This is a genomic window from Brevibacillus porteri (assembly GCF_003013475.1).
In the GTDB taxonomy this organism is placed as follows: domain Bacteria; phylum Bacillota; class Bacilli; order Brevibacillales; family Brevibacillaceae; genus Brevibacillus; species Brevibacillus porteri.
In genome coordinates, this window is record NZ_PXZO01000068.1 from 77,632 (window position 1) to 88,784 (window position 11,153).

The window sequence follows — 11,153 nt, forward strand, 5'->3', positions numbered from 1 at the left end:
AGCAGCAAAAAGCCCGCTCCGTAATAGAGCGGGTTATTCTGTACGTTAGACCTTGTGTCTGGCTAAGTCGTCAGTGTTTCGTATCGGAGGCGCAGCTCTCTTTTCAAAATTTTTCCGCTAGGGTTTCTAGGAAGATTGTCGGCAATCACTACATATTTGGGTGCTTTGAAGGAGGAAAGACGGTCTTTGCAAAAAGCAAGCATCTCGTCAGCAGTCAGTGACTCACCTGCTTTTGGCACAACGACAGCCGTCACTGCTTCGATCCAGTACGGATGGGGAACTCCGATCACTGCGACCTCAGACACTTTCGGATGTTGATATATAAGCTCCTCAATCTCCCTGCTTGCAACGTTCTCTCCCCCCGATTTAATCATATCCTTTTTCCGATCAACGACCGTGATATAGCCTTCTTCATCCATGATGCCCAAATCCCCGCTGTGAAACCACCCTCCCTGGAAAGCAGCCCGTGTCTTTTCCTCATCTCGGAAATACCCCAGCATCGCATGACTGGTCCTGTGTACAATCTCACCAACACTTCCACGAGGGACTTCATTCCCATCATCATCGACGATTTTCGTTTCTACATGTAACGCTGGCTTGCCTGCAGAGCCCGCTTTTCTCATCTGATCCTTCGGCTGTAAAACAGTTGCTAATGGCGCCACTTCCGTCTGCCCGTAAAAATTGTAATACTGTGCGTTCGGGAGACGTTGACCAAGCTCTTTTAACACTTCTACAGGCATGATCGCAGCACCGTAATAGCACTTTTGCAAAGAACTCAAATTGCGCACGGCAAAATCGGGAGAACGCAGTATTGCAATCCATACGGTTGGCGGGCAAAACAACTGAGTAGCCTTATACGCCTCTACCGTCTGCAGCATCAACGCAGGGGTTGCCTGTTCCAAAATAATACCGCTCCCACCTAGGTACACGTACGGTCCCAAAAAGCAATGAAGCTGCGCACTATGGAACAAGGGAAGAGCGTGAACAGCCACATCCTCCTGCGTCATCCCGCCTTCAATGATCGCGCTGACATATTCGGAGATAATGCTTTTATGCGTGAGCATAACGCCCTTTGGCTTTGATTCCGTTCCGCTGGTATACAAAATCTGTACAACATCTTCATCCGCTATATCTACTTCAGGCTCATGGTCGTCTGCCGCTCCCACCAGCGTGCGAAAAGGCAACCATTCCCCTGCTTGTACTGTAGGTTTGGACATGAGGGAAAGCAGCTTGGGGGAAATTCCAGCTAATTGGAGTCCGTCTTGAGCGAGCTGCAGGAATTCAGGGGATACGAAGCACGCACTCACTTCAGCATGACCCAAAATATAGGCGACATCTTCCTTATTCAACATGAAGTTGATCGGCACCATGATGACTCCTGCTTTCGCTAGCCCAAAGTTCAGAATCGCAAAATCCATCGAGTTGCGTGAAAGTACTGCTACCCGCTCCCCTTTTTGCAAGCCTCTTGAAAGAAGCGTATGAGCCGTCTTATTTGCAAGCTGATCAAGCTGCGTGTAGGTCAATACTTCTTCTTCAAAGTACAGGGCAGGCTTATCAGGATTTCGCCCACGACTTCTTCGCAAAATATCGCCAAGTGCATTTCTACGAACCCGTTGCGCTTCGAGCATGCAAATTCCCCCATCACTTTTAGTCTCATCTCCATTATATAATAGTTTTCTTTATTTTCTGATATTTTTACAATAAAGAAACGACAACTTACACTCAAAGCTCTCAACCATAAAAAAGACCCCAGCTTTTCAACTGGAGTCGGTTCATTTGTATTTATGGCGGAGGGAGCAGGATTCGAACCCGCGTGAGCTTGCACTCTAACGGTTTTCAAGACCGCCCCGTTATGACCACTTCGGTATCCCTCCGTATTTCAACAATACTTACTATATCACAGCTCTACTATTTTTTGCAAGAGCCCTGTATCCATTTCCTTTATCGTTTGATGGCAACGAGTTTCAATTCCGTCATTTCTTCTATCGCGTATTTGACCCCTTCCCGACCAAGTCCGCTTTCCTTTACGCCACCGTAGGGCATATGGTCCACGCGAAAAGTGGGAATATCATTTACCATCACACCGCCCACACGCAGCTCTTCTGCCGCTTCCAGAGCCAACGACAGATTGTTGGTATAAACACCAGCCTGTAATCCATAGCGCGAATCATTGACCAACGTAATGCCTTGCCGGACAGACTCCACTGGATTAATCAGAACGACAGGACCAAATACTTCCTGACAAGAAACTTTTGCATCTGCCGGAACACCCGTCAACACCGTAGGTTGGAGCATCCGATCCACGATTTGTCCCCCACACTCCAAACGTGCCCCCTGCTGGAGCGCCTCATGAATCCACGCCATCGCACGTTCTGTTTCGCGTGGATTGATCATAGCGGAATAGTCCGCGTCCTCAGAGAGCGAATCACCACCGCGAAGTGCTCGTGTGTGTTCAACAAACTGTTGGACGAAATCATGATAGATCTCTTTGACCACATAAATTCTTTGCACAGAGATACATACCTGCCCAGAATAGGCGAAGGCGCCAAAAACGCATCGGGGTATCACATCATTGAGTTGCACATCGCGATCAACAATCACTGCCGAATTCGATCCCAGCTCGAGCGTGACTCTTTTCATACCTGCTCGATTGCGTATATCCAGCCCAACACTTGGGCTCCCTGTAAACGTCACCGCCCTGACTCTAGGGTCAGACACGATTTTATCGCCAACACTCGCACCACTGCCTGTGATCACATTTAGGGCTCCTGCAGGCACACCAGCTTGCTCTGCGAGCTCTGCGAGAAACAATGCGCTAAGCGGTGTCTGCGATGCAGGCTTGAGAACAACAGTATTACCAGCAGCGAGAGCAGGTCCGACCTTATGGGCGACGAGATTCATGGGAAAATTAAAGGGTGTAATGGCCCCGATGACTCCCAGTGGTTCACGCACGGTGTAAGCCAGGCGCCCCTCTCCGCCGATAGCTGCATCGAGTGGTACAGTTTCTCCATGGAGGCGTTTGGCTTCCTCTGCCGCAAACTTATACGTCTGAATGGTTCGAATCACTTCACCGCGGGCTGTTTTAATTGGTTTTCCCGCTTCTATTGCGATGATCCGTGCCGCTTCCTCCAAACGTTCATTCATCAAAATTGAGATTTTTTCAAGCAGGAAGGAGCGTTGATAGGCAGGAAGACGCCGCATGACGGCTGTCGCTTCGTGGGCCGCAGCAATTGCTTTTTCAACCAATGATGAGTCTGCTTGCGAAATTTGTGCAATCTCTTGACCCGTACATGGAGAGAATAGCGGTGCATGAGCACTCGCTGGCACCCACTCTCCCCCGATAAAGCACGTTTTTTTCATTGGTATCCCCACTCTCATTGATTGGAGTTCACCTCCAAACATTCTCCCTCATGCGCGTGCCTTCCTGTCTTGATTTTGAAATATTTGGATATCTTTTTACTCTTTCACACTTTTAGCTACACCGCACCATTCCAGTAACGTAAGCGCAAAGATCTCTGCACAACGGAATACCTCATCCAAAACGATGTATTCATTCGGGTAGTGTGCAACCTGTGTGACTCCAGGTCCGACAACAATCGCTGGGGTATTAGCCAAAGCAGTCAACAAACCGCCATCTGTTCCCCAAGGCGATGCTTCCACAATGGCATGATCTCCTGTCACAGCTTCAAACTGTGCTTGCAGAATTTCCATCAACGGATGATCTAGCTCCACTGCTCCCGGAACCCAACGAGCTCCGAACCACTCCAGCTCGACGGGCTGTTCTACAAACCACGGGTCGATCTCAGCCAGCTTTTTGAGTGCTGCTGCCATTTCGGCTTTGGCATTGTCCATCTGCTCTCCTGGGGCAACCCCCATCCTTCCTTCCAGCTTGACGAGGTCAGCTACAGACGAAGGCCACTTGCCACCCTCAATCACCCCCAGATTAATCGGGATCGGAATGGGCAGCTTGGCGTAGAGCGGATCGTCGAGTCGATCATTTCGCTCTTTTTCCAATTGACCAATTGCTTGAACGACGAGCATGCTCTTTTCGATGGCGCTGACTCCCTCGTAGCGGGTCCCTCCGTGAGCAGAACGCCCTTTGACGGTCAATCTGAACCACATGGAGCCTTGCTGCTTCGGGAAAATTTTCATATTGGTCGGCTCTGGAATCAGGGCAGCATCCGCTTTGTACCCGCGAATGATGGTCGCCAATGTTCCTGCACCGCCGCTTTCTTCTTCTACGACGCTCTGAAAAATGACATCGCCTTTCAATTGCACACCCAACTTCTGTAGAACCTGGATCGCCAACAGTGAAGATAAGTTTCCACCCTTCATGTCTGTTGCTCCGCGTCCGTAAAGCTTGCCGTCCTGAACCTTCCCGCTAAACGGATCATCGCTCCACTGTGCCAGATCGCCCTCAGGCACTACATCCACGTGTCCGTTTAGAATGATGGAACGCCCATCTCCTTGACCCTTCCACACACCGACGACATTCGGGCTGCCTTCAAACGTTGTGCGCGGGGAGACAAAATACGGATGTGACACCAGCTCCTCGCCTTCCATGACCCATAAGTCAACGTCCAGCCCCATCTGCCCCAAAAGCTCTGCAATGCTTTGCTGGATGGATTGCTCTTCGCCTTGTACGCTCGGGCTTTTTACCCATTGCTGTAGCAGTTGAACAGCCGCCTCGCGATCTTTTTCCAATTGCTCCCGAATAAGCACCTGCCAGTTTGCCATGTTTTTCCCCCGTTCCATGGTTTTTGTCTTTGCTTAGCGGAAAACGCCAACCTCTCCGTCCATCTTGAGCTCGGCTTCCGTTGCTCCAATCACGTCAGCGACACTGTAAGGATACATGACTTCTCGCAGATACAACCCATCCGGCATGACCTCCATTACTGCCATATCCGTGATGATCAAATCCGCTGCTTTTGTCGCGGTTAACGGCAATGAACATTCCCGAACGATTTTCGAACGTCCGTTTTTATCCAGATGCGTGGTCACAACCATGACCTTCTTGGCCTTTTGTGCCAGCTCCATAGCTCCTCCCATGCCTGGGACGCGTTTGCCTGGAACGATCCAGTTGGCAATGTCACCATTTTGGCTTACTTCCAGGACTCCTAAAATCGTCATGTCCAACAGTCCACGACGGATGATGGCAAAAGCAGTCGCACTGTCAAAAAAGGATGCCCCTGTGGCGAGCGTGACAGGAAAACCGCCCGCATTGCAAAGCATGGCGTTCTCCTCGCCTTTCGCAGGGCTTGGTCCTGTACCAAGAATGCCATTCTCCGCGTGAAACATGACCCGCTTGTCAGCTGGGATAAAATCCGCAACCAATGTTGGAATGCCGATTCCCAGATTAATAATCATGCCGTCTTCTACTTCCAACGCTGCGCGGCGGGCAATTCGTTCACGATAGCTCTCTGTTTCTTTTACTTCTCCCATGCCCATTGCCAGTTCACCCCTTCACTTTGGACAATAAAGTTCACGAAAACGCCCGGGGTGACGATTTCTTCCGGGTCGATCATGCCTACCTCTACAATCTCATCCGCTTCCACGATAGTAATGTCGCCCGCCATCGCCACTAACGGATTGAAATTGCGTGCACTTGTATCAAACACCAAATTGCCAAAGCGATCCGCTTTTTTCGCATGTACGATAGCCACTTCGGCAGTAAGCGGTGTCTCCAACAGGTATTCCTTTCCATCCAGAACGACCTTCTGCTTCCCTTTTTCCGCGATCGTCCCGATACCGACATCCGATAGAATGCCTCCCAGACCGACTCCACCTGCCCGTACACGCTCTGCAAGTATCCCCTGCGGGCAGAACTCTACTTCCAGGTCTCCAGCCGTCATTTGGGCCCCTGCGTTCGGATTTGAGCCAATGTGTGAAGCAATGACTTTTTTAACGCGCTTTTCGGTCACCAGCTTGCCGATTCCGATATGCGGGAAAGCAGTATCGTTACTGATCAACGTTAGATCACGAACGCCCCTATCCAAAATCCCCTGAATCAACGTAGGCGGGTTCCCTACCCCACCGAAGCCCCCTGCTAACAGCGTCATCCCATCGTGAAAATGGGTGAGCGCTTCGGACAGGGAGACGACCTTTTCAAATCGGTTTGTCATTCTCGTTCCTCCTCCTCTACCCGATCAGTGCCTTGTCTTGTAGCTCTTGCTGAACAGCTACCACCGCTTCTTTCAGCAGAGATATCAGCTCATCGATTTGCTCCGTAGTAATGGTCAGTGGAGGTGAGATGATGACAGCGTCTCCTGCCACCCCTTCGATTCCGCCCATTGCCGGATAAATAAGCAAGCCTTTTTCAAATGCTTTTTCAATGACCTTCCCGCCTACCCCTTGTGAAAGTGCAAACGGCTCTTTTGTCTGCTTGTTTTTCACTAATTCCAGCGCGCACAGCATACCAAGACCACGTGCATCTCCGATCAACGGGAGCTCGTTAGCCAGTTCTTTTAGGCGGGCAAGCAAATAGGCACCTTGTTCTGCTGCTTTGTCGACTAGCTGATGCTTCTCCACATAGTTGAGGACAGCCAGAGAAACAGCAGCAGATTGTGGATTGGCGCTATACGTATGTCCTGCCATAATCGAGCCGCTGCCTTTTGTAATGGTCTCAATGATTTCGTCCGAGACAATCGTAGCAGCCATTGGCGTATAACCGGCACTCATCCCTTTACCCAATGCCATCAGGTCAGGTACGACGTCCCAATGGTCGATCCCAAATGCTTTCCCCGTGCGACCTACCCCTGTCATCACTTCGTCTGCGATAAACAGAACCTCATACTTGTCGCAAATCTCGCGAATGCGTTGGAAGTAACCATTTGGCGGCACAACAGCCCCACCAGAAGCGCCGATGACAGGCTCAGCGATGAATGCCGCTACTTGCTCAGGTCCGACGCGCAAAATCGCGGTCTCCAGCTCGTTTGCACACGCAAGCGCATACGCTTCGAGGGACATGTCTTCTGGTTTACGATACGGATATGGTCCTGTGATCGCCGGATAGTCAGCCAATAATGAGGTGAACCGCTTTCTGCGCAAGACATGTCCAGACATCGAAAGTGCACCCATTGTAATCCCGTGATAGCTCATCCAGCGGGAGATAATCCGATTTTTCGTTGGTCTTCCTTTTTCCTGCCAGTACTGAATCGCGATTTTTTGTGCAGTCTCTGTTGCTTCCGAACCGCTGCTGACAAAAAACGTCCAGTTCAGTGAGCCTGGTGCCCACTCAGCCAGCTTCGCAGCCAGTTTCTCCACAGCATCGCTGCTAAAATGCGAGCGGTATACGAAGGAAACCTCCTTGGCTTGCGCATACATCGCCTCAGCCACTTCTTCTACACCGTGACCAATGCTTGCCGTCACCGCTCCACTGGAACCGTCGATGTAACGATTCCCTTCTTTATCGTAAAGATAGATGCCTTTTCCGTGAGAAATTACCGGATACTCTTTGCCCAATTCAGGCTTGATTACATAGCTTTTCGTCATTTTCGTCGCCACCTCGCTTATTCTCTACCTCTATCCTAGCTGAGCAGCACGCAAGAGCCATCCTACGTGCTGGCAAAAAAACATGGCAAAGAGACAAAATCTTTTGTACATTTTGTATAAGAGAACCTTTACCGAGGCTTTTGGAGGAGATGCCTGATGACCATCACGATAAGAGAAGCACTACAACTGCCGGACATGGTTCACACCAGGCTGATCGCAGGAGCAGGCGGACTGGACAATCCGATTCGTTGGGTGACTATTGTCGAGGTGCTGGAGGATACGAGTCGCTTGCAGGAAGGCGAATTTTTGATTACAACCGGCTTTGGGCTGGCTGAAAACATGGAAAAGCTCGCTTCTTTTATTCCTTCGTTGGCGAAGCAAAAGCTGAGTGGCGTTGCGATTCATACGGGCTTTTACTTACGAGAAATTCCCGAGACGTTTTTGACTTTGGCGGATCACTATCAACTTCCATTGATTGAAATTCCCACGGAGATAAACTTTTCGATCATCACCAAAGCTATCTTGCAGCCGATCATGAATCGGCAATTTGAGACGCTGGCCTATTCCTCGGCGATTCACAATCGAATGATTGACGCTGCCCTGTCCAAAGGAGGCCTTCCCGCCATCGCTGGCGAGCTCGCTACACTTACCGGAGGCGTCGTGTCGCTCATCGATGCATTAGGCTTCGAAGTCACACAGCATGGCAGCTCGGAAGCACTGCCGCATGAGCGGTCCCAGGAAATCTCGCATCGTGTACCGATTCGCGCCAATCGCGAGCATTTTGGCACGTTGACCTTAACGAAGCCCGAGCACACCTGGAAAGAGCTCGATGACGTTGCTCTACAGCATGCCTCTACCTTATGTGCACTCGAATATGTAAAGGAAAGGGCAGTAGCCGCAACGGAATGGCGGTTAAAAGGGGATTTTGTGGAGGAGTTGCTAAACGGGCAGCAGATGACCCATACGGAGCTGGAGAGCCGTTGTCGCATGCTGGGGTACCCGCTTGCTGGACATCATCTCTGTGTCGCTGTTCGCGTAGAGGTAGCCGATCAGACGCTGCTTGGAGACATGCATCAAAGTGTCATTACATTGATGCGGAGGCTTAGCGACCGTCATCAGCGCTCTTATTTGCTACGCGAGCGTCCACATTGCCTCTTATTTATTTTGCCGGATGATCAGACGAGCCTGCGCTTGTTGGAACAGCTCACTTCCCGCTGGAGAGGACTGCACCCTTCTCTTGACCTACAGATCGCCTTGAGCAATCCCTGTGAGCAATTGCCAAACGTCGTCAGTGCCTCCGAAGAAGCGATGTTTGCTCTCCAAGCGTATCCGCTGTTGGCCCAATCCCCGCAAATTTTGCGATACCGGGATATGCAGGGCTATCAGTTTTTATTTCCGTACCATCGTGAAAAAGATAGCTTGCTCCGCCTGTGGAATCCATTGCTAGAGCCATTAATTCGCTATGATACGAAATACAATCAACAGCTTCTCGAAACACTTGAAGTGTATTTGGCCCAAAATGGAAACGGTCTACAGACCTCGCAAGCCTTGTATATCCATCGACATACGCTCAAGTACCGGTTGACCCAGATTGAAGAAAAAACAGGCTACCGCCTGGAGGATGCTCATCAACGCTGGCAGCTTCAGTTGGCCCTGATGGCCCGTCGTCTGCAACAACAGTTGTATCCTACAAACAGGTAGCCTGTTATTCCCTCGTCGGACGAAGTGGCTTTACCCATATATTCATGTCTTCATATCCTGAAAAAATCGTGCAATTGTTAATCAACCGTCCGCGGTATGCATAGCCCATTTTGGCAGCCGTCACATTCATTCCTGCAGATTGCGCCCGGGTCAAGGTGTATAAAAAGTAAATCCCCGCCTCCTCCATCCTTTGTTCCAGCGCGATAAACAACGGTTGGAGGAGACCTTTCCCCGCATGGTCTGGATCTGTCGCGCAATCCGTCATTTCCGCTGAACCAAATCGTTCGGATACTTCAGCTGACGCAGCACATGCAATCTTGCCGTCAAATTCAACGACATAATAGATGGTGCCTTCTTGCATGGTTTTGAGAATGTAGGACGGATCGTTCATCGGTGTAGGATACGTCGCGAATACCAGTCCATACAAAAAAGCCAATTCCTTCGTATCTGCCTCCGTTGCTTCACGCAGGTGGTATCCCTCCGGTAATGTTTTCTCTATCGTCCCCCCCGCTCGTGACAAGCTCAACGTAAGAATTTCCTCGGCAAGTTTTGCTGCACCAGAGGTGGCCCGCTCTTTTGTCAGATAGCAGGTGAGCATCTGTGCGTTTTCCCCTTGAAAAAAACCATCGATGGTTCCCTCCAGCTCGTAACCAAGGGATTCCCATTGTGAAACATCTTGTTTCTTCCCGTACACAATCACTTTTGTTGCCTCTGACTCTTCGGCCAGCTCCTTCATGACCCGATCCCACTGCTCGATTTGTGATGGTTCATATACGTGCAGCTTTACCCGGCGATTTTGTCGATCAATGATCAGGTCGCCAGCGTCCTGTGCGCCTACAACATTTATCACGGTCTTCATCCTCCCCTACAGTACTCCTCCTCTCATTGTAGCAAAACAAGTAAAGCCGTCATCTGCCAATCTGTATAAAAAAGCGTTCCTCATGCACAAAAAAACACAAGGTGGGCATTCTGTTGGGTCATATTTACTCGTTCTTCATACCATAAAAGTAGATGCTTCATGTGCGAGAAGGAGGGTGTTTTTTGTGAGCTGCAATAACAATTTTGCCCTGATCCTTGTCCTCTTTGTCCTTTTGGTCATCGTACTCGTCGTAATCGGATAGACTTCTGGAGATGCCTCTCATGTCAGGTCGTATCGAGGGGCCTTTTACATATCATGGTAATAGGGAATCACACGCTCGAGAAGGGAGGAAGCCCTCGTGCCCCCACTTATCTATGCCCATCGTGGCGCTTCCGGCCTGTTTCCGGAAAATACGATGGGATCGTTTCAAGCAGCCGTCCGACGAAAAGCCAATGGGATCGAATTGGACGTCCAGCTCAGCAGTGATAATAAGCTGGTTGTCATTCATGATCATAGCCTGGAACGCACGACCAATGGTTCCGGTATGGTGCGCCAATACACATTGCGTGAACTGCGTCAGCTACGTGCGGATAAAGACTCGTCTATGCGAGTACCAAAAGCCCACATCCCAACCTTGCAGGAGGTATTTCAGACGTTTGTCGACACACCACTGCGCTTCATCATCGAGCTGAAAAATTTCTTCCTCGATCAACCCCACTTAGAGGAGCTCGTCATCGAACAAATCAGACGTTATCAGCTAACGGAGCGAACCATCATTTCAGCGTTTAACTTCGACAGCCTTTTACGAATTAAGCAATTGGATGCCACGCAAAGGACGGGACTTTTATACGTTGGACCACTCGTCAAGCCCTGGGAAGTAGCCAGCAGCTATCGAGCTGATCAATTGCACGTCCCTTATGATCAATTGACGGAAGACTTGGTCAAACAAGCAAAGGAGCATCATTTTGAAGTATTGAGCTGGACGGTGAACAGCGGTCGGCAAATTCAACGAGCCATTGATTGTGGTGTAGATGGTCTGATCACTAATTACCCGAAGCGTGCGAGAAATCTGATTCGCAATTTAATCGAGTAGGAGGGAGTG

General features: G+C 50.1%; 10 protein-coding genes and 1 tRNA gene. 3 read left to right on the forward strand and 8 right to left on the reverse strand.

Features of this window, described 5'->3' with window-relative positions:
• Positions 1-62 precede the first annotated feature (62 nt).
• From C7R92_RS30295 to C7R92_RS30325, 7 genes are all read right to left on the reverse strand, one after another.
• Positions 63-1,628 carry an acyl-CoA synthetase gene (locus C7R92_RS30295; protein WP_106836684.1) on the reverse strand — a complete coding sequence of 522 codons (1,566 nt, stop codon included), beginning with the start codon at positions 1,626-1,628 and terminating at the stop codon, positions 63-65.
• 157 nt (positions 1,629-1,785) lie between these two features.
• Positions 1,786-1,874: transfer RNA gene (locus tag C7R92_RS30300), tRNA-Ser, on the reverse strand.
• 67 nt (positions 1,875-1,941) lie between these two features.
• A complete protein-coding gene (locus C7R92_RS30305; RefSeq protein ID WP_208636246.1) occupies positions 1,942-3,360 on the reverse strand; it encodes an aldehyde dehydrogenase family protein in 1,419 nt (472 codons plus the stop codon).
• Between the two features lie 96 nt (positions 3,361-3,456).
• Complete coding sequence (locus C7R92_RS30310; RefSeq protein ID WP_106836685.1) at positions 3,457-4,737, reverse strand: peptidase; 1,281 nt, start codon at positions 4,735-4,737, stop codon at positions 3,457-3,459.
• Between the two features lie 33 nt (positions 4,738-4,770).
• On the reverse strand, positions 4,771-5,448 hold the full coding sequence (locus C7R92_RS30315) for a 3-oxoacid CoA-transferase subunit B (RefSeq protein WP_069852430.1): 678 nt from the start codon (positions 5,446-5,448) through the stop codon (positions 4,771-4,773).
• Entirely contained in the window at positions 5,430-6,122 is a 693-nt protein-coding gene (locus C7R92_RS30320; RefSeq protein ID WP_069852432.1) for a 3-oxoacid CoA-transferase subunit A, read from the reverse strand. Before C7R92_RS30320 ends, C7R92_RS30315 begins: the two co-directional genes overlap by 19 nt.
• Positions 6,123-6,138: 16 nt before the next feature.
• A complete protein-coding gene (locus C7R92_RS30325; RefSeq protein ID WP_106836686.1) occupies positions 6,139-7,491 on the reverse strand; it encodes an aspartate aminotransferase family protein in 1,353 nt (450 codons plus the stop codon).
• 156 nt (positions 7,492-7,647) lie between these two features.
• On the opposite strand from C7R92_RS30325, the gene C7R92_RS30330 reads away from it, so the two are divergent.
• Positions 7,648-9,192 (forward strand): PucR family transcriptional regulator, encoded by a 1,545-nt coding sequence (locus tag C7R92_RS30330; protein WP_106836687.1) that lies wholly within the window; start codon positions 7,648-7,650, stop codon positions 9,190-9,192.
• Positions 9,193-9,196: 4 nt separating this feature from the next.
• On the opposite strand, the gene ablB is transcribed toward C7R92_RS30330, so the two are convergent.
• Positions 9,197-10,051, reverse strand: coding sequence for a putative beta-lysine N-acetyltransferase (gene ablB, locus C7R92_RS30335; protein ID WP_106836688.1), 855 nt, complete (start codon positions 10,049-10,051; stop codon positions 9,197-9,199).
• An 82-nt stretch (positions 10,052-10,133) separates the two neighbouring features.
• On the opposite strand from ablB, the gene C7R92_RS33475 reads away from it, so the two are divergent.
• Both C7R92_RS33475 and C7R92_RS30345 read left to right on the forward strand, forming a co-directional pair.
• On the forward strand, positions 10,134-10,313 hold the full coding sequence (locus tag C7R92_RS33475; protein ID WP_158265784.1) for a YjcZ family sporulation protein: 180 nt from the start codon (positions 10,134-10,136) through the stop codon (positions 10,311-10,313).
• A 96-nt stretch (positions 10,314-10,409) separates the two neighbouring features.
• The gene (locus tag C7R92_RS30345; RefSeq protein ID WP_106836689.1) at positions 10,410-11,144 is read left to right on the forward strand and encodes a glycerophosphodiester phosphodiesterase; all 735 of its coding nucleotides are present in this window, start codon (positions 10,410-10,412) and stop codon (positions 11,142-11,144) included.
• Positions 11,145-11,153 lie beyond the last annotated feature (9 nt).

What these genes read in the sequence shown, in the direction of transcription:
- C7R92_RS30320 (WP_069852432.1), bottom strand. Translation starts at nt 6,122, where the DNA reads ATGACAAACCGATTTGAAAAGGTCGTCTCCCTGTCCGAAGCGCTCACC.
- C7R92_RS30330 (WP_106836687.1), top strand. Translation starts at nt 7,648, where the DNA reads ATGACCATCACGATAAGAGAAGCACTACAACTGCCGGACATGGTTCAC.
- C7R92_RS30305 (WP_208636246.1), bottom strand. Translation starts at nt 3,360, where the DNA reads ATGAAAAAAACGTGCTTTATCGGGGGAGAGTGGGTGCCAGCGAGTGCT.
- C7R92_RS30315 (WP_069852430.1), bottom strand. Translation starts at nt 5,448, where the DNA reads ATGGGCATGGGAGAAGTAAAAGAAACAGAGAGCTATCGTGAACGAATT.
- ablB (WP_106836688.1), bottom strand. Translation starts at nt 10,051, where the DNA reads ATGAAGACCGTGATAAATGTTGTAGGCGCACAGGACGCTGGCGACCTG.
- C7R92_RS33475 (WP_158265784.1), top strand. Translation starts at nt 10,134, where the DNA reads ATGCACAAAAAAACACAAGGTGGGCATTCTGTTGGGTCATATTTACTC.
- C7R92_RS30325 (WP_106836686.1), bottom strand. Translation starts at nt 7,491, where the DNA reads ATGACGAAAAGCTATGTAATCAAGCCTGAATTGGGCAAAGAGTATCCG.
- C7R92_RS30295 (WP_106836684.1), bottom strand. Translation starts at nt 1,628, where the DNA reads ATGCTCGAAGCGCAACGGGTTCGTAGAAATGCACTTGGCGATATTTTG.
- C7R92_RS30310 (WP_106836685.1), bottom strand. Translation starts at nt 4,737, where the DNA reads ATGGCAAACTGGCAGGTGCTTATTCGGGAGCAATTGGAAAAAGATCGC.